The 22,709-nt window shown below is 66.9% G+C and carries 20 protein-coding genes and 1 pseudogene; 10 read left to right on the top strand and 11 right to left on the bottom strand.

Annotated features, from left to right (window positions below):
• Window positions 1–126: 126 nt before the first annotated feature.
• On the bottom strand, window positions 127–993 hold the full coding sequence (locus ACQR3U_RS02795; protein WP_019290122.1) for an alpha/beta fold hydrolase: 867 nt from the start codon (window positions 991–993) through the stop codon (window positions 127–129).
• 105 nt (window positions 994–1,098) lie between these two features.
• Window positions 1,099–1,992: an IclR family transcriptional regulator gene (locus tag ACQR3U_RS02790; protein WP_372477513.1), complete on the bottom strand. Its 894-nt coding sequence runs from the start codon at window positions 1,990–1,992 to the stop codon at window positions 1,099–1,101.
• A gap of 274 nt (window positions 1,993–2,266) precedes the next feature.
• On the opposite strand from ACQR3U_RS02790, the gene ACQR3U_RS02785 reads away from it, so the two are divergent.
• The 3 genes from ACQR3U_RS02785 (at window position 2,267) to ACQR3U_RS02775 (ending at window position 6,154) form a co-directional block, all read left to right on the top strand.
• Window positions 2,267–3,412 carry a 12-oxophytodienoate reductase gene (locus tag ACQR3U_RS02785; RefSeq protein ID WP_006551941.1) on the top strand — a complete coding sequence of 382 codons (1,146 nt, stop codon included), beginning with the start codon at window positions 2,267–2,269 and terminating at the stop codon, window positions 3,410–3,412.
• A 226-nt stretch (window positions 3,413–3,638) separates the two neighbouring features.
• A complete protein-coding gene (locus tag ACQR3U_RS02780; RefSeq protein WP_230809812.1) occupies window positions 3,639–4,985 on the top strand; it encodes an MFS transporter in 1,347 nt (448 codons plus the stop codon).
• Window positions 4,986–5,101: 116 nt separating this feature from the next.
• Window positions 5,102–6,154 carry a ferredoxin--NADP reductase gene (locus ACQR3U_RS02775; RefSeq protein ID WP_019290126.1) on the top strand — a complete coding sequence of 351 codons (1,053 nt, stop codon included), beginning with the start codon at window positions 5,102–5,104 and terminating at the stop codon, window positions 6,152–6,154.
• Window positions 6,155–6,224: 70 nt separating this feature from the next.
• Here ACQR3U_RS02775 and ACQR3U_RS02770 read toward each other — a convergent pair whose 3' ends face one another.
• The 5 genes from ACQR3U_RS02770 to ACQR3U_RS02750 form a co-directional block, all read right to left on the bottom strand.
• Entirely contained in the window at window positions 6,225–7,028 is an 804-nt protein-coding gene (locus tag ACQR3U_RS02770) for an SDR family NAD(P)-dependent oxidoreductase (RefSeq protein WP_230809646.1), read from the bottom strand.
• A gap of 37 nt (window positions 7,029–7,065) precedes the next feature.
• A complete protein-coding gene (locus ACQR3U_RS02765) occupies window positions 7,066–7,335 on the bottom strand; it encodes a hypothetical protein (RefSeq protein ID WP_006551945.1) in 270 nt (89 codons plus the stop codon).
• A gap of 11 nt (window positions 7,336–7,346) precedes the next feature.
• Window positions 7,347–8,525, bottom strand: a complete 1,179-nt coding sequence (locus ACQR3U_RS02760) for a Rieske 2Fe-2S domain-containing protein (protein WP_006551946.1) — start codon at window positions 8,523–8,525, stop codon at window positions 7,347–7,349.
• Window positions 8,526–8,692: 167 nt separating this feature from the next.
• Entirely contained in the window at window positions 8,693–10,372 is a 1,680-nt protein-coding gene (locus ACQR3U_RS02755; protein WP_037217165.1) for an AMP-binding protein, read from the bottom strand.
• 26 nt (window positions 10,373–10,398) lie between these two features.
• Complete coding sequence (locus ACQR3U_RS02750; RefSeq protein ID WP_039583877.1) at window positions 10,399–11,208, bottom strand: MaoC/PaaZ C-terminal domain-containing protein; 810 nt, start codon at window positions 11,206–11,208, stop codon at window positions 10,399–10,401.
• Between the two features lie 236 nt (window positions 11,209–11,444).
• Between ACQR3U_RS02750 and ACQR3U_RS02745 the strand changes: the two genes are divergently transcribed.
• Window positions 11,445–13,124, top strand: coding sequence for a class I adenylate-forming enzyme family protein (locus ACQR3U_RS02745; protein WP_230809645.1), 1,680 nt, complete (start codon window positions 11,445–11,447; stop codon window positions 13,122–13,124).
• Window positions 13,125–13,140: 16 nt separating this feature from the next.
• Here ACQR3U_RS02745 and ACQR3U_RS02740 read toward each other — a convergent pair whose 3' ends face one another.
• Window positions 13,141–13,734, bottom strand: coding sequence for a TetR/AcrR family transcriptional regulator (locus ACQR3U_RS02740; protein WP_024102909.1), 594 nt, complete (start codon window positions 13,732–13,734; stop codon window positions 13,141–13,143).
• Window positions 13,735–13,786: 52 nt separating this feature from the next.
• Here ACQR3U_RS02740 and ACQR3U_RS02735 point away from each other — a divergent pair, with 52 nt between their 5' ends.
• Window positions 13,787–14,494 carry a hypothetical protein gene (locus ACQR3U_RS02735; protein WP_230809644.1) on the top strand — a complete coding sequence of 236 codons (708 nt, stop codon included), beginning with the start codon at window positions 13,787–13,789 and terminating at the stop codon, window positions 14,492–14,494.
• 2 nt (window positions 14,495–14,496) lie between these two features.
• On the opposite strand, the gene ACQR3U_RS02730 is transcribed toward ACQR3U_RS02735, so the two are convergent.
• The gene (locus ACQR3U_RS02730; RefSeq protein ID WP_006550414.1) at window positions 14,497–15,714 is read right to left on the bottom strand and encodes an acetyl-CoA C-acetyltransferase; all 1,218 of its coding nucleotides are present in this window, start codon (window positions 15,712–15,714) and stop codon (window positions 14,497–14,499) included.
• 124 nt (window positions 15,715–15,838) lie between these two features.
• On the opposite strand from ACQR3U_RS02730, the gene echA20 reads away from it, so the two are divergent.
• The 4 genes from echA20 to ACQR3U_RS02710 are packed head-to-tail and all read left to right on the top strand — an operon-like array spanning window position 15,839 to window position 19,340.
• Window positions 15,839–16,600 (top strand): (7aS)-7a-methyl-1,5-dioxo-2,3,5,6,7,7a-hexahydro-1H-indene-carboxyl-CoA hydrolase, encoded by a 762-nt coding sequence (echA20, locus tag ACQR3U_RS02725; RefSeq protein WP_024102907.1) that lies wholly within the window; start codon window positions 15,839–15,841, stop codon window positions 16,598–16,600.
• A 30-nt stretch (window positions 16,601–16,630) separates the two neighbouring features.
• On the top strand, window positions 16,631–17,509 hold the full coding sequence (locus tag ACQR3U_RS02720; protein WP_230809643.1) for a CoA transferase subunit A: 879 nt from the start codon (window positions 16,631–16,633) through the stop codon (window positions 17,507–17,509).
• Window positions 17,506–18,264 carry a cholesterol ring-cleaving hydrolase subunit IpdB gene (ipdB, locus tag ACQR3U_RS02715; RefSeq protein WP_230809642.1) on the top strand — a complete coding sequence of 253 codons (759 nt, stop codon included), beginning with the start codon at window positions 17,506–17,508 and terminating at the stop codon, window positions 18,262–18,264. The genes ACQR3U_RS02720 and ipdB overlap by 4 nt, the downstream gene beginning before the upstream one ends.
• Window positions 18,261–19,340 carry an NAD(P)H-dependent flavin oxidoreductase gene (locus ACQR3U_RS02710; RefSeq protein WP_230809641.1) on the top strand — a complete coding sequence of 360 codons (1,080 nt, stop codon included), beginning with the start codon at window positions 18,261–18,263 and terminating at the stop codon, window positions 19,338–19,340. Before ipdB ends, ACQR3U_RS02710 begins: the two co-directional genes overlap by 4 nt.
• Before the next feature lie 240 nt (window positions 19,341–19,580).
• Here the strand turns inward: ACQR3U_RS02710 and ACQR3U_RS02705 are convergent, their stop codons facing one another.
• On the bottom strand, window positions 19,581–20,279 hold the full coding sequence (locus ACQR3U_RS02705; protein ID WP_019290135.1) for an ABC transporter ATP-binding protein: 699 nt from the start codon (window positions 20,277–20,279) through the stop codon (window positions 19,581–19,583).
• 29 nt (window positions 20,280–20,308) lie between these two features.
• Window positions 20,309–21,376 carry an ABC transporter permease gene (locus ACQR3U_RS02700; RefSeq protein WP_230809640.1) on the bottom strand — a complete coding sequence of 356 codons (1,068 nt, stop codon included), beginning with the start codon at window positions 21,374–21,376 and terminating at the stop codon, window positions 20,309–20,311.
• Window positions 21,377–21,502: 126 nt separating this feature from the next.
• On the opposite strand from ACQR3U_RS02700, the pseudogene ACQR3U_RS02695 reads away from it, so the two are divergent.
• A pseudogene (locus ACQR3U_RS02695) lies at window positions 21,503–22,615 on the top strand (sensor histidine kinase); the annotation flags it as partial.
• Between the last annotated feature and the right edge of the window lie 94 nt (window positions 22,616–22,709).

Raw genomic sequence — 22,709 nt, 5'->3', positions numbered from 1 at the left:
GTGAGCGTCGGTTCCGTTGACGCCTACGGTCTCAGGTGGACCGCTCCCGTATCGTCGTTCTTCCACTGAGCGGGAGCGGTCGATGGGGCTGAGCGGGAGCGGGTTACGAGTCCGCGCGGACGGGGCCTACGCGTCGTCGCGGCGAAGGAACGCGAGCACCGCCGACAGCCACGCCTCGCGCGCCTCGATCATCGTCCAGTGGCCGCAGTTGGGGAAGACGTGGAGCTCGCCGCGGCGCAGTTCGCGCATGGGAAGCATCGCCATGTCGACGGGGCTGACACGGTCGTCGCGACCCCAGGTCAGCAGCACCGGTGCGGTGATCTTGTGGAGCTGCGCCCAGTACGGGGTGGCGTCGGAGGCGGCAGCGGCCTTCGCGCCCGCAGCGAAGGCCGCGGTGCTGTACATGCGTCGGGCGATCTCGAGGGTCTTCGGTTCGGTGGCCAGTGCCCACCGCTCCTCGATGAGTTCCTCGGTGACGATCGCAGGGTCGTAGACCATCGACCGCAGCCAACGGACGAGCTTGTCGCGCGTGGGGTCGTCCGTGAACTCCATGAGCAGCCGGATGCCCTCGCCCGGCGACGGCGCGAAGACCGAACGGCCGGCGCCTCCGATGGTGACGAGCTTCTTCACCCGCTCGGGCTGCGCGATCGCGAACTGCGTCCCGACGATGCCGCCCATCGAGTTCCCGATGATCGACACGCGGTCGAGGCCGAGTCCGTCGAGGAAGTCGGTCACCGCGACCGAGGCCATCGCCATCGGGTGTCCTTCGCACGGGTCGCTCACGCCGAAGCCGGGGAACTCCAGGACGAGGCACCGGTAGTGCTCGGCGAGATCGGCGAGCACACCGCGGTAGTTCCGCCAGCCGGTGACGCCCGGTCCGGAGCCGTGGAGCAGCAGGAGTGGTTCACCCTGACCGGCTTCGTGGTAGCGGAGGGTGCCGCGGTCGGTCGCGAGTTCTCTCGCCGTGTTCTCGAAAGTCGATTCCGTCGTCATGACGAGAAGGTTTCCAGTGATCCACCTCACGCGGCTCGAACGTTCCCAATCACCGGGATGTTCCGCCCGCCGCGGGGCGGTGCGTGATGTTGCCGGCTCCGGCCGTCAGATCCAGCCGTTCGACTGCGTGGCGAGCATTCGCTCCATGACCTGCGTCGACCACGACGCTCCGGACGTGCGTGCGGCGCGATTGCGTCGAGGGGTGTCGAGTTCGGGATAGAGCGCGCGCGAGATCGTGCGGACCGCATCGGCGACCAGCGGCGCGATGCGTTCGAGGTGGCCGGGGCGGGTGGGACCGCACAGGGAGATCGCGGCGACCGGCGATGCAGGGCTGCGGATCGCGGCGCCCGCACAGGACATACCGGCGGTGGCCTCTCCGGTCTCGAAGGCCAGACCGTGGCGACGGCGGATGCGGTTGAGTTCGAGGTGCAGGGTCGACAGATCGGTGATGGTCCGCTCGGTGCGACGCGGCAGTTGCGGGCCGGGGTAGAGGGCATCGACCTGCTCCGGCTCTAGTCCGGCGAGCAGCGCCTTGCCGCCGGCGGTGGCGTAGGCGGGGACACGTCCGCCGACCCGCGACGGCAGTGCCGCGGCGAGCTGGCCGCCGATCTTGTCGAGGTAGACGCAGTCGGGCCCGTCGAGCACGGACAGGTGCGCGACCATCCCGGTGGTCATGTGCAGTTCGTGGAGGAGCGGCGCCGCGGCCTCACGGACGCGGATGTGCCCACTGTCGCCCTCTCCCATGGACTTCGCACGACGGCCGAGGCAATACCCGAACGACGCGTGGTCGATCCAGTCGAGTCGCACCATCTGGTCGAGGATGCGGTGGACCGTCGAGCGCGGAAGCCGGGTGCGGCACGCGACTTCTTCCAGGGTGAGCCGCGACGAGAGATCGTCGAAGGCATCGAGGATGAGGGTCGTTCGCTCGACCATCGATGCAGGCAGTTCGCGCTTCGGTGCCTGGGAGACCTGCGTACGTTGCGCCTCGGACATCGTCACCCTTTCTCCGGAATCCGATCACCCACGAAAGCAAGAATTGAAATTGATTCTTGTGAGTGATGCCCAGAGTACAAGGCGAGTGACCTGTCGCACAATTCCCGATCAGTGGACTCGATGCTCCCGCGATCTACGTCCCTCCCCTCGCGCTTCCGCCGGCACGTCTCACTGAGCAGGAGGTCCCTGTCCCGCGGACCGGGCGGTGGGTACAACCTCGGATGTGGGCCGAACCCGCCTGCACCCGTCGCCCGCACGAGCCGAAAGAGTCGAGACCACGATGCCGGATACCGAGTCCCCCCTCTTCCGTCCCCTGACGGTCCGTTCCCTCGAGCTCCGCAACCGCATCGTGATGTCGCCGATGACCCGCTCGCACTCGCCGGGTGGCGTGCCCGGCCCGGATGTCGTGGAGTACTACCGGCGACGCGCCGCGGGCGGCACGGCCCTGATCCTCACCGAGGGCGTCGCGATCGATCACCCGACAGCAGTCGACAATCCCCGCGTGCCACACATGCACGGCGAAGAAGCCCTCGACGGCTGGCGTCGCGTCGTCGACGCGGTTCACGCCGAGGGTGGACGCATCGTCCCCCAGCTCTGGCACGTCGGCCCCCTCTGGGGCGCGATGACCGCAGATGTCGACCCCGACCTCGTCCCCATGCGGCCGTCGGGAGTCTGGGGCGAGCTCGGCGTGACGTCCTACGGCGAGGACTACATCTCCCGGGCCTCAGCGCCCACGCGGGCCATGACCGTGGAGGACATCGAGCAGGTCGTCGCGGCCTATACCGACGCGGCGGCCGCCGCTGCCCGAGTCGGATTCGACGGCATCGCACTGCACGGTGGGCACGGCTATCTGCTCGACGCGTTCCTCTGGGAGGGAACGAATCTCCGCGACGACGAATGGGGCGGCGACCTCGAGCGCCGCACCCGTTTCCCCGCCGCGGTGGTCGCCGCCATCCGCGCGCGCATCGGCGACGACCTGCCGATCTTCTACCGGTTCTCGCAGCACAAGCAACAGAACTACGAAGCCCGGATCGCCCACACCCCGGACGAACTGAAAGCCGTCCTCACCCCATTGAAGGAAGCCGGCGTCGACGTCTTCGACGCGAGCATCCGCCGCTTCGACATGCCGGCCTTCGAAGGCAGCGACCTGACACTCGCAGGCTGGGCCAAGAAGGTCACCGGCGCACATTCGATGGCCGTAGGCAGCGTCGGAATCGCAACGACGTTGCGGGAGAGCCGCCTCCAGGGCAGCGCACCTGTGCGCAACAACGTTCCCGAACTCGAACGACGCCTGGGCGACGACGAGTTCGATCTGATCGCCATCGGTCGGCTCCATCTCGCCGACCCGTCGCTCGCGACGACCCTTCGCAACGGCGCGGAACTGCCCGAGTTCGACCGCGCAGCACACGAGGCCGCGCTCATCTGACGCATCAAAATCGTTCTCGCTCAGCGAGATAGAACAGCGTGACAGCCCTCACCTGCGATACCAAGTGATCCGAGCCACTCCCATTCGTGGGGCAGGAAACACGGCCCGCGATCGGGCCGCCGAGAGTCTGGAATGCGCTTTGACGTCCTACGCCAATGACCTCTCCCAGCCGGAATCCGCAACGCCGAAGGGGCGGAGCCGGTTCGACCGGCAGCAGCCGGTATGGGTGATCGTGTCGGTCCTGATCGCCGTCGAGATCATCAGTGCGTTCGAAACATCGATGATGTTCGCCGCGATCCCGACGTTGATCGTCGAATTCGACAGCAACGCATCGACGGTCGGATGGGCGGTGACGGCCTTCCTCCTCGTCTCGGCCGCCTCGGCCGCCGTGTGCGGCCGGCTCGGCGACATGTACGGCCGGGAACGGATCCTGATGGTCCTGCTCGCCGTCGCGGCGCTCGGCTCGATGGTCAGCGCCCTCGGTGACAGCCTCACCAGCATCATCATCGGCCGCGCGATCCAAGGTGTGGCCGGTGCGATCCTGCCGCTGTGCATCGGGCTGGCGCGCGAGCATCGTCCCGCTTCCCGCGTTCCCGTTGCCGTCGCACTGATCTCCGGCTCGGCGGTCGCCGCCGGTTCGGCGTCGCTGCTCGTCGCCGGTCTGCTGATCGACAACGCCAGCTGGCACATGATCTTCGTCGTCGCCGCCGTGTACGCGATCTTCGCCCTGCTGCTCGTCTGGTTCGTCCTCCCGTGGCGCCGGCCCACCGGGACCTCCGAGAAGATCGACTACATCGGTGCGGTCACCTTCGCCGGCGCGGTCGCCGCGATCCTGCTCGGCGTCAACAAGTCCCAGTCATGGGGCTGGTCGGACCCGCGGACCCTCGGTCTCATCCTGGGCGGGGCCGTCGCTCTGGTCCTGCTCGTGCGGTGGGAACTGCGCACACCCTCCCCCATCATCAACGTGCGCCTGTTCGCCGACCGCAAGTTCTCGCTCACGATGCTGGCCACCGTCGCGATCGCGGTGGGACCGCTGGGCGTGGTCACCATGATCATTCCGATCATCATGCAGACGCCGTCCACCGGCGACTTCGGCCTGGGCCTGAGCGCGACGCACGCGGGTTGGCTCTCGTTCATCGGCTCCCTGTTCGGATTCGTCTGCACTCCGCTGAGCGGCCGGATCTCCGCCGCGGTGGGTTCACGCGCGTCGATGCTGCTCGGTACCGCCCTGTTCATCGTCGGCGTCGTCGTCATGCTCACCGCGCACCACTCCGTGGTGGCCATGACCGCGATGGTCGTCGTGGTGTCGGTCGCGACCGCCTTCGCCTACACGGCGATTCCGAACCTGATCGTCGAGTCCGTGCCCGAGCACAACACCAGCGAGACGACCGGCACGAACGCCGTGCTGCGTACCGCGGGTCAGGGTGTCGGAACGTCGATCGCGACCATGCTGCTCGCGTTCGCTGCGACCCCACTCGCGGGAATCAACATGGTCGGCGGCATGCTCATCGCGCTCTCCGTGGTGACCATCGGGATCACCTTGCTGATCCCACGCAGCGTGCGCACCGCCTGATCCGAACGCCCGTCTCCTCCCGTGTCCCGATTACCGGGAGGAGACGGGCGTCGGCGTCCGTCGGCGTTCTACGGTGATCCGATCGAGAAGTATTCGTATCGAAGGGAACCACTGCGATGACAGCCGTTGAGACACCGGTCGGTTCACGCTCCGTCGTACTGACCGTCGGTGCAGTCGTCCAGGAAACCGCCGACGCCGTTTCGCTGGTTTTCGACGTGCCAGAAGAGCGCCGCGCGGGCTTCGCCTACAAACCGGGACAGTTCCTCACCCTGCGCATCCCGAGCGATCGGACCGGTTCCGTGGCACGGTGCTACTCGCTCGCGAGCTCCCCCCACACCGGCGAGCCTCTCAAGGTCACCGTCAAGCGCACCGCCGACGGATACGGATCGAACTGGCTGTGCGACAACATCACTGCAGGGCAAACCCTCGAGGTGCTGCCCCCGGCGGGCGTGTTCACTCCGGTCGATCTCACCGAGAAACTCGCACTGTTCGCCGGAGGCAGCGGTATCACGCCGGTGTTGTCCATCCTCGAGTCGGCTCTCCACAGCGGCAATCGCAACGTGGTGCTCGTCTACGGCAACCGCGACGAGAAGTCCGTCATCTTCGCCGAGAGGCTGCGCGAACTCGCCGCCCGGCACGCCACTGCCCTCACCGTCGTGCACTGGCTCGAGAGCGTGCAGGGCCTGCCGACGCCGCAGCAGCTCGCGACCCTGGTCTCTGCCTTCGCCGATCACCGCGCGTACATGTGCGGACCCGGGCCGTTCATGGATACCGTCCGCGAAGGCCTGCTGCTGGCCGGCGTCCCGAAGGACCGCATCCACGCCGAGGTCTTCACCTCCCTGTCCGGCGATCCGTTCGCCGACGTACCTGCCGTCGAGATCGACGAGTCGGACACCGACGCCGCCTCCGTGACGGTGCAGCTCGACGGCGAGGAACACGACCTCGTCTGGCCGCGCAGCGCGACTCTCGTGGACATCATGCTCTCGAAGGGCCTGGACGTGCCCTACTCGTGCCGGGAAGGCGAGTGCGGGTCGTGCGCGTGCACCGTCGTCGAAGGCGACGTCGACACCCCGCCGTCCGCGATCCTCGACGAGGAGGACATCGCCAACGGATACGTCCTCGCGTGCCAGGCCAAGCCGAAAAGCAAGCATGTGCGCATCGACTTCTGACCCCCGACAATGAAGCGTCCCCGGCTGCCGTTCCGCAGCCGGGGACGAGTCGTAGAGGAAGCGGCAGAGCTCAGCGGTTCAGGAGCGCTCGCATCGCGGCAGCCGCGCCTCGGACGAGCTTGTCGCGCGGGAATCCGCTGCGCTTGACCGCAGCCTCGTGGTTGCCGCCGGCGACCCACACGGGACCGTCCTGGAGGCGTTCGAGACCTTCACGCGCAACGTCTTCCGGCTCGGCGACGAGCATCCCCGGGATGTCGAAGTTCAGGCCCGCGCGCACCATCGCCGGGGTGCGGGTGACACCGAGTACCAGTTCGACCACGTGCACGCCGTGCGGTGCGAGCTCGAGCCACAGACTTTCGGCGAAGACGCGGCTGAACGCCTTCGAGGCCGCGTAGATGCTCTGGTGTTCGGCACCCATGTAGCCGGAGAGCGACCCGAGCAGCATGATGCCACCGCGCCCGCGCTCTTTCATCGGTCCACCGAACAGGTGCGACAACTCGATCTGCCGGTGGACGTTGAGGTCGATCACGCCGCGGAACCCATCGAGGTCGCCGGTGACGAACTCGTGGCCGTAGCTGTTCGCGCCGGCGTTGAAGATGAACAGGCCGACCTCGATGTCCTCGGTCGCCTTGCGGATCTCTTCCACGGCATCGTCGTCGAGCAGATCCAGCGCGAGGGTGCGCACCTGCACCCCGTTGCTCCGTGCCTTGTCCGCCGTCTCCTGCAGTGGGCCCGGCTTACGCGCGATGAGCACGAGATCGAAACCCGCGCGGCTCAATTCGTCGGCGAATGCCGCGCCGACGCCTTCGGAGCCACCGACGATGACGGCCCACGGGCCATAGTACGAGCGGTCGAGATCGAGGGTTTCGGCCATCACTGGTCCTTCGGGAGGTAGTCGGAAGCTGAAGAGGTCACTGCACGATGGGGGCTCGGATCGGAGTGTCGTCGAAGACCTCGATGACCCCGGAAGCAGCCGCCTTGGCGATCGCGGCGTCGAGATGCGAACACGACATCCAGGGCGCGCCGGGTCGCCCGTCGCGCCCGTCGTCGTCCTGCACGACAGGGCAACGACGGCGCGCATCGGTGTTCCACTGGATGGACGTGTGCTCCCAGCTGTTCTTCTGGACGAGCACCTGCGCGGCGCATTCGCCGCAGCGCAACGGTTCCATCCGGTTCTGCATGTCTTTGGCTCCTAGCCCGTCGTGGTGGACTGCTGCGCGCCTGCCTGCTCGTCGAGGGCTGCCTTGCGGGCAAGGTTCTCCTCGACCTCCTTCATCCACGCGGCCACCGGGCGAGTGGTGTCCATCTCGAACTCGAAGCGGTCGGTCATCTCCTGCGCAACGTCCTCGACATCGACATAGAACTGCTCGTACCAGCGCCGCAGCTGGTAGACGGGGCCGTCCTCCTCGCACAGGAGCGGGTTGTCGATGCGGGTCTTGTTGCGCCAGATTTCGATGTCCTGCTCGAAGCCCTTCGCGATGAAGTTCCCGAACTGCTGGGCGGTCTGCAGCGCCTCCTCCCCCTCGAGGCGGTCGGACTTCTTGACGATCATGCCGTACATCAGGACGAACTTGTCCTGGGACACCGGGTAGTGGCAGTTGATGAGGACCGACTCGACGTCGTAACCCTCGTACTGGTAAACGAGATCGTCGATCATGAAGGACGGTCCGAAGTAGCTCGCGTCGGAGCGGCTTCCGAGCATCTTCGGCTGTCCGTCCGCGTGCGGACGAGCGTCCATACGAGCCTGACCCCGCATGAACTGGCTGGCCACGTGGCCTTCGAAGACGTTCTTGAAGTAGACCGGGAAGGAGTAGTGCACGTAGAAGAAGTGCGCCATGTCGACGATGTTGTCGATGATCTCGCGGCAGTTCGTATCGACCTCGGTGGTGTACCAGACCCAGTCGGTCCACTCGTCGCTCGTGGCGCCCTCGATGTGCGGGATGGTCACGTCCGCGGGCGGCGGGTTCCCCTGGGGGTCGTGCCACACGAAGAGCATGCCGTCCTGGTCGAGAGTGTGCCACGCGCGGGTCTTGGCGATCGGAGGAACACGCCGCGCGTACGGGATGTTCTTGCAGCGCCCGTTGCCGCCCCAGCGCCAGTCGTGGAACGGACACGCGATCTCGTCGCCCTTGACCGTGCCCTGGCTGAGATCCCCACCCATGTGCCGGCAGTACGCGTCGAGGATCTTGATCTCGTCGTTGCTGTCGGCCCACACCACGAGCTTGGTCCCGAATGCCTCGATCGAGTGCGGCTTGCCGTCCTTGAAGTCCTTCGACAGGCCGAGGCAGTGCCAGCCCCGGGCGAAGCGGGCGGGAGCCGACCCGGCGACGATCTCGCGGATCTCGGATTGTTCGGAAGTGCCGATGCTCACGGTCGTCCGTCCTTTCGGGAGGGAAGCGTTGAGGAGGTCAGGCGACGGAGTCCGCTGGAGCATTCCGTCGCGATACGACCGAAACGCTAGGTGATCGGTATCACCCCTGATGAGGCCATCTCACTGGTCGAGACCTTCCGATGTCGTGAGACCGGGCCGGACCGCGATCATGCGACCGGCGCAGGTTCGGGGGTCGGCAACAGGGCCGCCCGGCCGTTGGCCACGAACTCCCGCTCGATGCGTGTGCGTTCCGCGTCGCCGAGCAGGACGTACTCGGAGGTCCGTCGGACACGCACGTAGACCGTGTCTGGCGTGTTCCACGCGACCGCCCGCAGCGGGGCTTTGTTCACCTTGTTGCTGCCCGTCAGCGGGATCTGCGCGGTGACGCGCACGAATCGCGGCCACCACTTGTCTCCCATGTCGGGCTGCTCGGCGAGGGTCGCCCCGAACACCGCCGGGTCGAACTCCGCGCCGGGCTCGAGTTCGACGGCGCACATGACCTGATCCCCGGTCGTGGGATCGGGCACGGCGAAGACCGGGGCGGACAGGATGCCCGGCACCCGCAGGATGATGCGCTCGACGGGAGTGGCGGAGAAGTTCTCGCTGTCGACGCGAAGCCAGTCGGAGGATCTTCCGGCGAAGTAGAAGAAGCCGTTCTCGTCGCGGTACCCGAGGTCCCCCGACCAGAAGTCGTCGCCCTTGACCCGATCGGCCATCGCCTCGGGATTCTTGTAGTAGCCCTCGAAGGTGTGGGCGGCACCGCACGCGACGATCTGTCCGACGGCGTCACTGTTGAGGAGGCGACCGGTCTCGTCGAAACGGGCGCGGGGGCACTCCTGCCCGGTGTCCTCGTCGAAGATCCGGACATCGACGCCTCCGACGGCGACCCCGAGCGATCCGGTCGGGGTGTCGGGGGTGCGGTTGATGCGGAAGACGCCTTCGCTCATCCCGTAGCCTTCGACGACCGTGCAGCCGAAGCGTTCGGAAAAGCGGGCCACGTCGGCTTCGGATGCCTCGGTGCCGAACGCGAGTTCGAGGGTGCTCGCGCGGTCGCGGGGGTCTTCCGGCCGGCTGAGGATGTACGACAGGGCCCGGCCCACGTAGTTGACGAAAGTGGCGCCGTAGCGGTGGATGTCGTCGGAGAACCGGCTCGCGGAGAACCTCCGGATCATGCAGACGGTCGCGCCGGCCCGCATGGCCGTGCCGAGGTTGAGCATGAGTGCGTTTCCGTGGAAGAGCGGCATGCACAGATAGGCGACCGAATCCTCGCGCATGCCAACACGTTCGGTGAGCGGACCGAGGAGGCGTGCGAGCCGGCCCTGGCCGACGATCACGGCCTTCGGAGCGCCGGTCGAACCGGAACTGAACAGCAACAATGCGATGTCGTCGGTGGACGGGATCGTCTCCGGCAGATCCGCGCCGCGGAACGGCGCGAGGAACTCCGCGTAGCGATCGCCGTCGATGTCGAGGATGCGGTCGGCCGGCAGTCCGTGGCCGGTGTCCTCGAGCAGATGGGCGAGGCGGGATTCGGTGACGACGAGGTCGATGTCCGCGTGCGCGATGTCGCGGGCGATCTCGGGGCCGCTGCGGCTGGCGTTGATGCCCACGACGGCTGCTCCGGCCAGGGCACCGGCGCCGATCCAGAAGACGAAGTCCGGGACGTTCTCGAGCAGCACCCCGATGTGGCGCTGCCGATCTGCGGGAGCAGGCACGGTCGCGACGATCGCGGCGGCACGATCGGCGCTTTCCTGAACCACCTCGCCCCAGGTCCACTGCTGGTCCTCGAAACGCAACCCTACCTTCGGGTCACCGTGACGAGCGCGCACTACTTCTGCGAACGTGTCCAAGTCTTTCCTCCAGACGGTTGTGGCGATCAAGCAAAAACGGCGCGACCGCCGGACAGGACGGCGCCGGTCGCCGTGACGACGTCGAACCGGACGTCCACTGCGTCACCCCAGGCGCGGACCTGTGCCGCATCGCCGGGGAAGACGGGGGCCGCGAAGCGCCCGAACAGCGTCTTCAGGTCGGCGGGGTGTCCTCCGAGCATGTCGGCCAGAGGCAGGGTCGCGGCCGCCAGCGTGCACAGGCCGTGCAGGATGGGGCGGGGTTGTCCGATGCGCGCCGCAGCCTCGGGATCGATGTGGATGTGGTGCCGGTCGCCGGTCAGCCGGTAAAGCGCCGCCTGGTCGGCGCGTGTGGCGAGCGTGCCGACCACGTCGGCATCCCCCTCCGGCGCGGACGGCGCCGACGGTCCGCGCTCGCCGCCGAAACCTCCCGCTCCCGGTGCGAACAACGACCACGTCGCGATGAAGAACTCGCTCTCGACGACGACCTCGAACACCGCTGCCCGGCCCTTGTCCCAGACCTCACCGACGCGCGCCGACATCGCGATCTCCCCGGAGCGTGGCAACGGTGCGAGCACCTCGAGGCTCTGGGAACCGTGGAGCGCGGTGGCCGTGTCGAAGGCACCGAGCGCACCGAGCGCATCCGGTGCCCACTGGGCCAGCGTCAGGGCGAACGTCGGCAACACCCGCAGCCGGTCCTCGAACACGAGATCGAGGTCCGCCGCGCCGGCGCCCACCGCGAGCGCGTACAGGATCGCGTCCCGCTCGTCGTAGCGGATCGTGCGGGCACCCAGGTCGTGGCCTCGCCACTGCGCGGGCGTCGGCGTCGTTGCGGTCATTCGTCTTCGGTCCTTTCTCACAGGGGCGCCGGGCGGCGGCCCGACGGAGACAGGACCTCGCTTTTCCACAGACGCCCAGGTCACAGGCTAGGGAGAGCGATGGTGACCGTCACCGCCCGTCCCACTCACCGGTACATTCGAAGTCGGGGTGACCCGTCGTGAGATTCTGGCGGTACGCACTCGATGGAGGAGGGGACGTCCGTGAAGCGTGCAGGGGCACCGGTGGGATACAGGCGATGACCATCCCCTCCGATCCCTCCCATTTCCTCGATCAGCTGGTATCGCGACTCACCGGTCCGGGTGGCGAGTTCGAGATCGTCGTGCAGGACGTCCTGGGCACCGAGATACCCGTCATGCGCAGACGCGACGTCGCCGTGGCGGATCTGCTCTCGCAGTCCCTCGCCTGGGGCGACCGCGAGTATCTGGTCACGACCGATCAGCGGATCACCTTCGCCCGGAACGCGCGCATGTCGTACGCCCTCGCCGCGGCGCTCCACGAGCGGTACGGGGTGGGCGTGGGCGACCGGGTCGCGATCCTGTCGGCGAACCGGCCCGAGTGGGTCACCGCCTTCTGGGCGACGCAGGCCCTCGGTGCGATCTCGGTGGGCCTGAACGCGTGGTGGGTGCAACCGGAACTCGAATTCGGTATCCGTCATTCGCGACCCCGGGTGCTCTTCGTCGACGGTCCGCGCGCTGCGGCCGTGGCCGGCATCGACCGTGCGCAGACGGTGGTGCTGTCGATCGAGGAGGATCTACCGCGCCTCATCGCCGAATTCGACGGCGCGCAGCCGCCGCCCCCGAGAGTCGCCGAGGACGATCCGGCCGTCCTCCTGTACACCTCGGGCACGAGCGGGGATCCGAAGGGTGCGTTGCACTCGCAGCGGAATCTGCTGGCAGTGGTCGACTACCACCGGTACCTCGACGCGATCGCGACGATCTGGACCGGCGGCACATACGACCGGTCCGCACCATCGGACTCCCGCTATCTGCTGACCTCCTCACTGTTCCACATCACGAGCCTGCACAACACGATCGTGCCGCGCCTGGCCACCGGCAGCACCGTGGTGATGAACCAGGGCTGGTACGGCGTGCGTCCCGTGCTCGAACTCATCGAGGCGGAACAGGTCACCCACTGGATGGCCGTGCCGTCGATGGCGGCGCGGATGCTCGAGGACGAAGATCTCGACAGATACGACCTCACCTCGCTGAGCCGGTTCACCCTGTCCTCGGAACCTTCGACGCCGGAATTCAAACAACTTCTGCGCGAAGGGCTTCCGTTCGGCAAGCACGCCATGGTCGACAGTTACACCATCACCGAGTGCAGCACGTCGATCGCTGTGGCCTCCGCCGCCGAACTCGAGGAGTTCCTCGGCACGGTGGGCGCGCCGATCATCACGGTGAGCCTCGAGATCCGGGATCAGAGCGGCGCCTGGCTGCCCGACGGCCGCGTGGGCGAGGTGTGTGTGCGCAGCCCCTTCGTCATGCTCGGCTACTGCGACGACGCGGCGGCGACCGCCGAGGCGATCACTCCCGACCGCTGGTTGCGCACAGGTGATTTCGGCGTGGTCGAGAACGGCCGTCTGCGTCTGGTGGGCCGGCGCGCCGACCTCATCCACCAGAACGGCGAGAACGTCTACCCGTCGGAGGTCGAGCGCGTCCTGGCCCTGCACCCGGCGGTCCGCGAATGCATGGTGACCGGCGCGCCCCACCCGGAATGGGGCCAGGAGGTGGCTGCGGTGGTCGTGCTCGTCGAAGGCTCCACGGTCACCGTCGAGGAATTGACGACCTTCGCATCCGAGCGTCTCGCCTACTTCAAGGTGCCGACGCAATGGACGCTGACGTGCAACCTGTTGCCGCGCAACGCCACCGGGAAGATCATCCGCAAGGGCTGGCGCGACACCCACGGCCACTGGTGACGACGGATCTGCACATCTACGGCCGGAGCAGGCGCTGCAGGGCGTCGCGGAGCGTTTCCTGTTCGAGCACGGGGTCGAAGGACGTCTCGGCGGCGACGACGCCGAGGTAGCCGTCGAGCAAAGCCTGTAGCCAGGTGACGAGCCGATCCGCGGGCAGGTCGGTCCGGATCTCTCCGGCCTGCTGCGCGAGCCGCACCCAGGGAAGCAATCCGTCGCGCAGCGCGCGGGCGTCGCGGTCGAGAGCAGCCGCGATCTCCGGCCGGGTCATCACAGCCCCGACCGCTCGGACGAAGCCGGCCGTACGGGGATCCGACGCATCCTCTGCTGCCCGAACGGCGTATTCGTCGAGTACACGGGTGGCGTCGGTGCGCCCGCTCTGCGCCTCGAACCACGCCACGCTTTCGGCTGTGCCCAGTTCGAGAACGGCCACCATCAGCGACAGTTTCGTGGGGAAGTAGTGGAAGAAGGTTCCGGACCCGATGCGGGCCTCGCGGCAGATCGCGGCCGTGGTCGTGCCGTCGTAGCCGTGTCGGGCGAAGCAGGTCAGAGCTGCGTCGATGATTCCGAGGCGGCGCGCCTCGTGCCGGACCGGATCGACCGTACGTGCCATGTCCCCGGCTCCCTGGATGCCATTGATGGAGTGTCTGCTCTATTATTACTGTATGCCGAAGACTCCGGAGCGCTGGCTGCTCACCTGGGAGAGCGCCGAGCACGCCGTGGAAATCGACGATGCCGGGCTGAGCCGCAGGATCACCTGGACGATCGACGGCGAGGAGATCGCCACGAAGAAGACCTCCGACGACAAGGTCGTCCTCGACGGGCACGAACGCGGCGCGATCGCCGTCAGGCTCCCCACCTTCATCGGACCGGCCCGACGAGTCACCTGGTGGGACGGCGACACCGAACTCGGTGCGGCAGCAGCCGCCCTCACCGGCATCGGCGGGGTCGACCTCGACCCCGAGCCTGGATCCAAGGCGGCTGTTCGCGAGGAATGGATCCGGGCGCACCCCCGGAAATACGCCGCCCAGCGCACGGCGGTCGCCGTAGCCGGGGTCGCCGTGCCGCTGATCGTGCTCTGGCTGCTCGCACAGATCCCGATCCCCGAAATCGATTGGCCCGACTGGGATATCAACATTCCCTGGCCGGACATTCCGTGGCCCGACATTCCGTGGCCGACCATCTCCCTGCCGGAATTCTCCCTGTTCGACTTCACCGTGCCCGAGTGGGTGAAGGCCGTCGCAGACAAGGCGAAGTACGTCTGGCCGGTCGTGCTCGCGGCCGTCCTCGCGAACCGGGAGGTCGCGCGCCGCCGGCGCCAGGACGAGCGCAAGCGGCAGACCGACGACCCCCCGACCGACTCGGAGGACTGAGCTCAGCTGAGGCGTTCGAGCACCATCGCCATGCCCTGACCCCCACCGACGCACATCGTCTCGACGCCGAACTGCTTGTCGTGGGTCTGCAGGTTGTTGATGAGTGTCGCGGTGATGCGGGCACCGGTCATCCCGAAGGGGTGACCGAGCGCGATCGCACCGCCCGAGACGTTGAGCTTGTCCTCGTCGATCTTCAGCTCACGCGCCGAACCGAGCACCTGCACGGCGAACGCCTCGTTGATCTCGAACAGGTCGATGTCGTCGATGCCCATGTTCGCGTTGGCGAGAGCCTTGCGGGTCGCGTCGATCGGTCCGAGACCCATGATCTCCGGCGACAAGCCCGAGACACCGGTGGAGACGATGCGCGCGAGCGGGGTCAGTCCGAGTTCCTTCGCCTTCGTGTCGGACATGATCACCAGAGCGGCCGCACCGTCGTTGAGCGGGCACGCGTTGCCGGCGGTCACCGTGCCGTCCGGGCGGAAGACCGGCTTGAGCTGACTGACGGCCTCGTAGTTGGTGCCCGGACGCGGACCGTCGTCGGTGCTGACGACCGTGCCGTCGGCGAGGGTCACCGGAGTGATCTCCCGCTCGAAGAAGCCGCTCTTGATGGCTTCCTCGGCGCGGTTGTGCGAGCGCACGCCCCAGCGGTCCTGGTCCTCGCGCGAGATGCCGGTGTGGGACGCGACGTTCTCGGCGGTCTGTCCCATCGCGACGTAGACGTCGGGGAGCAGACCCTCGGTGCGCGGGTCGGTCCACGGCACTCCGCCTTCGGCGAGCTTGGCGGTACGCGCCTGGGCGTCGTCGAACAGCGGGTTCTTGGTGTCGGGCAGACCGTCGGCGTTGCCGGTCACGAAGCTCGACACCGATTCGACGCCGGCGGAGACGAACACGTCGCCCTCGCCGGCCTTGATGGCGTGCAGCGCCATGCGGGTGGTCTGCAGCGACGACGAGCAGTACCGGTTGACGGTCACGCCGGGAAGGAAGTCGTAGCCGAGTTGCACCGCGACCACGCGGGCGATGTTGAAGCCGGACTGTCCGGCGGGCTGGCCGCAGCCGAGCATGAGGTCGTCGATCTCGGTGGGATCGAGATCGGGGACCTTCGCGAGCGCTGCAGCGACCATCTGGGTCGCCAGGTCGTCCGGGCGGATCGACGCGAGCGAGCCCTTGCGTGCTCGCCCGATCGGCGACCGTACTGCGGACACGATTACTGCTTCGGGCATCTTCTCTCCTCGATGATCGGTCGTACTTCGACCCTACGGCCCTTCGACCCTCTGGGTCCGGCGGCTATCCTGTGCTAACTTACCAAGCAATCGCTTGGTTCGGTACAGACGTTAGGAACATGCCATGGGCATCACCTCGACCTCCGACAGCGCCGGTATCACCACGGTCACCGTCGACTTCCCGCCCGTGAACGCTCTCCCCTCACAGGCCTGGTTCGACCTGGCCGAGGCCGTGACCACGGCCGGGCGCAGTCTCGACACCCACGCGGTGATCCTGCGCGCCGAGGGCAGAGGCTTCAACGCGGGTGTGGACATCAAGGAAATGCAGGCCACCGAAGGGTTCGACGCCCTGATCGCCGCCAACCACGGGTGTGCCGCGGCATTCGCCGCCGTCTACGACTGCGAGGTACCGGTCATCGTCGCCGTCAACGGCTTCTGCGTCGGAGGCGGCATCGGCCTCGTCGGCAACGCGGACGTCATCGTCGCCTCCGACGACGCCGTCTTCGGCCTGCCCGAGGTCGACCGCGGTGCACTGGGCGCCGCAACGCATCTCGCGCGCCTCGTCCCCCAGCACATGATGCGCACCCTCTACTACACGGCGCAGAACGTCACCGCGCAGCAGCTCGAGCACTTCGGCTCGGTGTACAAGGTCGTGCCGCGCAGCGAACTCGACGCCGCCGCACGCGAGGTCGCCGAGATGATCGCCGCGAAGGACACCCGCGTCATCCGCCGTGCGAAGGAAGCCATCAACCGCATCGACCCCGTCGACGTGAAGACGAGCTACCGCCTCGAGCAGGGCTTCACCTTCGAGCTGAATCTCGCCGGCATCGCCGACGAGCACCGCGACGAGTTCGTCGCAACAGGAAAGCCGCGCAGCAACAGCTGACGCCTCACACCACCAGGAGTTCGGAACACCATGCGTGACAAGAGAATGTCGCTCGACGACGTGGTCGGCGAGCTGCGCAGCGGAATGACCATCGGCCTCGGCGGCTGGGGATCGCGCCGCAAGCCCATGGCCCTCGTGCGGGCCATCCTCCGTTCGGACGTGAAGGATCTGACCGTCGTCACCTACGGCGGTCCCGATCTGGGCCTGCTGTGTTCGGCGGGCAAGGTGAAGAAGGCGTACTACGGATTCGTCTCGCTCGACTCGGCACCGTTCTACGACCCGTGGTTCTCCAAGGCCCGCACGGGCGGCGAGATCATCGCCCGTGAGATGGACGAGGGCATGATCAAGTGCGGCCTGGAAGCCGCCGCCGCGCGCCTGCCGTTCCTGCCCCTCCGCGCGGGCCTGGGTTCGGCCGTGGTCGACTTCTGGGAGGGTGAACTGAAGACCGTCACCTCGCCGTATCCCGGACCGGACGGCACCGAGACCCTCATCGCCATGCCCGCGCTGAACCTCGACGCGTCGTTCGTGCACCTCAACATCGGCGACAAGCACGGCAACTCCGGTTACCAGGGCGTGGACCCCTACTTCGACGACCTCTACTGCATGGCCGCCGAACGTCGCTACGTCTCCGTCGAGAAGATCGTCGAGACCGAGCAGCTCGTGAAAGAGGTTCCGCTGCAGCAGCTCCTGCTCAACCGCATGATGGTCGACGGAATCGTCGAAGCACCGAACGGGGCGCACTTCACCCTCGCGGGCGACAGCTACGGCCGCGACGAGAAGTTCCAGCGCCACTACGCCGAGTCCGCCAAGGACCCCGAGGCATGGCAGGCATTCGTCGACCGCTTCCTCTCGGGCAGCGAGGACGACTACCAGGCCGCAGTCCAGACGTTCGCACAGGAGCAGGCATGACCACCACCGAGACCGTGACCCGCGCCGAGTACTGCGCGATCGCATGCGCCGACATCTTCTCGGGTGCCGGCGAGATCATGGCGAGCCCGATGGCGACACTGCCGCAGATCGGTGCACGCCTGGCCAAGCTCACCACCGAGCCCGACCTGCTGATCACCGACGGTGAAGCACTCATCCTCGCCGACGTCCCGGCCCTCGGCGCGAAGGCACCGATCGAAGGCTGGATGCCCTTCCGCAAGGTGTTCGACGTCGTCGCCTCGGGCCGCCGCCACGTGGTGATGGGCGCCAACCAGATCGACCGGTACGGCAACCAGAACCTGTCGGCCTTCGGTCCACTCCAGCAGCCGACACGCCAGATGTTCGGTGTGCGCGGCGCTCCCGGCAACACGATCAACCACGCGACCAGCTACTGGGTCGGCAAGCACTCCACGCGCGTCTTCGTCGACACGGTCGATATCGTCTCGGGTGTCGGATACGACAAGGTCGATCCCGAGAACCCGGCGTACCGCTTCCTGGACATCGCGCGGGTCGTCACCAACCTCGGTGTCTTCGACTTCGGCGGTCCCGACCACACCTTCCGGGCGCTCTCGTTGCACCCGGGTGTCGAGGCGTCCACCGTCGCGGAGAACACCTCCTTCGAGGTCGCCGGCCTGGACGAGGCGGGCGTGACCCGCGAGCCGACCTTCGAGGAACTGCGTCTGATCCGCGAGGTGATCGACCCCAAGGGTCTGCGCGACCGCGAGGTCTCGCTGTGACCGTCCTGCGCACCGCCCTGACCGACCTGGTGGGGATCGAGCACCCGATCGTTCAGACGGGCATGGGATGGGTCTCCGGTCCCCGCCTGACCGCCGCGACGTCGAACGCCGGTGGTCTCGGCATCCTCGCCTCGGCGACGATGACCTACGCCGAACTCGAAGCGGCGGTCGCGAAGACCAAGTCGCTGACCGGCAAGCCGTTCGGCGTCAACATCCGCGCCGACGCCTCGGACGCCGGTGAGCGCATCGACCTGCTGATCCGCGAGAAGGTCAAAGTCGCGTCGTTCGCCCTCGCACCGAAGAAGGAGCTGATCGCCAAGCTCAAGGATCACGGCATCGTCGTCGTGCCGTCGACCGGTGCTGCCAAGCACGCCGTGAAGGTCGCCTCGTGGGGCGCCGACGCGGTGATCGTGCAGGGCGGCGAGGGCGGTGGCCACACCGGTCCCGTCGCGACAACCCTGCTGCTGCCGAGCGTCCTCGACGCCGTCGACATCCCCGTCGTCGCCGCCGGTGGCTTCTTCGACGGTCGTGGGCTCGCAGCCGCGCTGTCCTACGGCGCGGCCGGCATCGCGATGGGCACTCGGTTCCTGCTCACGAGCGACAGTGCTGTTCCCGATTCGGTGAAGCAGCAGTACCTTTCGCGGGGACTGCAGGACACCACGGTGTCACTCAAGGTCGACGGCATGCCGCACCGGGTCCTGAACACCGACCTGGTGAACAGCCTCGAGAAGTCCACCTACGCGAAGGGACTGCTCGCGGCCGCGCGGAACGCGACGAAGTTCAAGTCGATGACGGGCATGAAGTGGTCGACCATCGTCAAGGACGGCCTCGCCATGAAGAAGGCGAGCGACCGCACCTGGCAGCAGATCATCATGGCCGCCAACACCCCCATGCTCCTCAAGGCCGGTCTCGTGGAAGGCAACACCGAAGCCGGTGTGCTCGCCTCGGGCCAGGTCGTCGGCATGCTCGACGACCTGCCGAGCTGCCAGGAACTGATCGACCGCATCGTCGCCGAGGCAGTCGAGCGCATCGACGCGCTCTCCGCCCTGCGCGATCAGGGGCGTCCCGCCGCCTGATTCCGATTCCCAGCAGATCGAGACCGGTGTTGTTGTCGAGTTTCCGCGAGAAATCGACAACAACACCGGTCTCGATCGGTTCCGACGTGCGCAGACTCCGCCGCGCGTCGCCGGACACAGGCGCTGGGTCGTTCACGATGCCTCCCGCGGTCCGGAAAATCGACCCCACTCCGCCGAAGCCCAAGCCAAGGCCCGGTCAGGAAGATTCCCGATACCGCGTGACAACAGTTCGCCGCTGTCTCAGTGAATTGCGCTCGGCACGGAGCCAGGCAGGGGTATCAGTGTCCCGTTGCGCACGGCACAGGCGCGGTCGACGAGAGTCAGCCGGCTCAGGTCGTGAGTGACCATCACGATCGCCACATCCCGATCCCGGCTCAGATCGGCGAGCAGGGCCACGACCTCGCGGCTGCGGTTCTCGTCGAGGGCCGAGGTGGGCTCGTCGACGAGCAACACCGAGGGGTCGTTCATCAGTCCTCGCGCGATCGCAACCCGTTGCCGTTGCCCTCCCGACAGTTGGTGGGGACGCCGGTCCAGGTGCCCGTCGAGACCCAATGAACACAACAGGTCCGTGGCACGGGCACGACTCTCGCGGACCGAGTCGCCCGCGAGATGGGACATCATCTGCAGTTGTTCGACTGCGGTCAACGAGGGCAGCAGGTTCGACTGCTGGAACACGAATCCGAGCTTCTCGCGTCGCACGGTCGTGCGCTCGTCACGGTCCAGTCCCGTCATGTCGCTGCCGTCGATAACGACACGACCCGAATCGGGGGTGATGAGAAGGCCGGCGACAGCGAGCAGGCTCGATTTGCCGGACCCGGACGGACCGGTCACAGCCACGAATTCGCCGCGTCGGACCTCGAAATCCACGTCGTCGAGGACGCGTCGATGCCCGTCACCGTCGGGATAGCTGAGGACGATGTTGCGTAAGCAGATACTCATGTCGAAGTCCTTCGTTCTCGGTAGATGACTCATCGAGCGGCTGCAAGGGCAGCGAGCGGGTCGACCTTGGCGATACGGACCAGGGAAGCAGCCGCGCCGATCATGCCCGTCGCAACGAGGGCGAGGAACGGAACCACGGTGGTGGACATCGTGAGCGAGAACGGAACCGACTGCGAGGCTGCCGTTCCGAGACCGGCTGCGGCCAGGGTTCCAAGTCCGGATCCGAGTACCAGCACGATCGAGCTCTGCCCGAGTGCGTCCTGGAGCAGATAGCGGGTGGAGGCACCGACAGCCTTGAGCACAGCGAGGTCCTGGCCGCGCTGGATGGTCCATACCGTGAAGAAGGCCCCGACGACCAAGGCGCTGACGATCATCAGCATCGTCTGCATCAACAGCAGCGATCCACGCTCGGAGGTGTACGACCCGATCGCGTTCAGCGCACCGCGGCCGTCGGTGACGGCCGTCCCGGTCGCCTCACCGACAGAATCGGCGTCGAACCCTGCGGAGGTCCGCAATGCAACGACGGTGCCGTCACTGCCACCGGCCGACGGCAGTGACATCCATGCGTCGTGGTCCATCCAGACCACGGGCTGATGACTGTAGAACGAGTCGTCGACCAGAGCGGTGATGGTGAATACCTTTCCGCTCATCAAAATCCGGGTTCCGTTCGTCCATCCGTTGTCATTGGCGAGGTCGGCGCCCACGGCTACCGAGCCGGCACCGAGCACGACCGGAGCGGCGAAAGAATGCCCGTCGACGCCGAACGCAGAAGCGGCAACTTCTCGACCGTCGACGCTGATCCGAGCGGGTGCCACCCCGATGATCGACGCAGCATCGACACCGTCGGCCTCCGCAAGTTCCGCATACTGCCGCGTCGTCACGGTCGACTCGGCGAACGAGACCGAGCGGCCATCGGGGGGAGCACCGAATGCGAAGTGGTCGGCGCCGATGTTCTCGATCGCAGCGATAGACCGATTACCCAGTCCGGAGGTCAGCCCCGACAGCGTGACCACCATCAGCGAAATGAAGAACAGGGCCGAGGTCATCAGCGTGAAGCGACCTTTGGCGAACCGGAGATCACGGAAAGCGAGGAACATGCATCTCAGTGTCGTGCAAGGCAACATTCCCGGCATCGCGCATTGGTTGGGTTCGCTGATCCATCGAAAGTTGGAGATCGCCGATCGGTGCGGTCGACGGCATAGTGCGGTATTAGAGTGGGCGAGATGCGGAATTCCGATGGGTCTGACTCGGGCGGGGCCGTGCCGGTGCTACGCGCCATGCAATTCGGCGCCCATCTGCTGTTCTTCCTGCTCCTCGCGGTGGGTGTCGTGCGCACGGTTACCGACAGTGCTCATCCCGTTCCGATCGTCGCGCTCGCTGTCGTGGTAGCCGGGTGGTATCTCTTCGGGATCTGGTTCGCGCAGCGTGAGGGCTTCGAGAACGGGGAGCCGGTACAGCGCCGGTCGGGGCAGATCTGGTTCGCGGCGCTCGGGCTGGGCTGGTTGGCTCTCGTGGTGGCGGATGTCAACTTCGTCTGGCTGGCGTTCGCCCTGTTCTTCCTGTGCTTTCCCCTGTTCTCCACTCCGGTCGCGTTGACGGTGACGATCATGCTGACCGCGATAGCGATCGCAGCGACGCTGTGGCACGGCACCACGAACACGGTTGCCTCGATTCTCGGACCGGTGTTCGGGGCGGCAGCTGCCGCCGGAATGGCCGTCGTCTAACAACAGTTGGTGCGGCAGTCCGCGCAGCGACAGCAGTTGGTGGACGAACTCACCGAGGCGCACCGAGAGTTGCTCGGGGCGCAGGACGAATTGGTCGCGCTGCAACGGGAAGCGGGCGCACTGACCGAACGTTCCCGCCTCGCGCGTGACATTCACGACACTCTGGCGCAGGGATTTTCGTCCATTCTGCTGCTCTCCCGAGCCGGGCAGCGCGCTCCCGACAATTCTGCGGCGGTCTTCGCGCAGATCGCGGACACCGCGCAGCAGAATCTGATCGAGGCCCGCCGGGTGGTCGACGCGCTCGCGCCGGTTGCGCTCGAGTCCGCACCGCTCGAATCCGCGTTGCGGCGCCTGCTCGACCAACTCGAGCAGCAGACCGGGATCACCGGTGACCTACTCACCGACAGCGATCCGATCCCGCTGGTGACGGACTTCGACGTCGCCTTGCTCCGCGTCGCCCAGAGTGCTCTCGCCAACGTGCGGTTGCATTCGCGGGCGCGTCGGGTACGGGTGACATTGAGCTACGCATCCGACGAAGTACGGCTCGATATCGTCGACGACGGTATCGGCTTCGATCAACGTCAGGACGGTGGATTCGGCTTACGGTCAATACCGTTAAGTTAGTGACTCACTATGGTGCATATCGGTGACTGGGTGGGTTGTGGATGGTGTTGGTGGTGCGCGCGTTTCGCGGCCCATTTGAGGA

The organism is Rhodococcus sp. IEGM1339, assembly GCF_050321925.1.
Classification (GTDB): domain Bacteria; phylum Actinomycetota; class Actinomycetes; order Mycobacteriales; family Mycobacteriaceae; genus Rhodococcus; species Rhodococcus pyridinivorans.
This window is presented reverse-complemented; position numbering and strand designations above follow the sequence as displayed.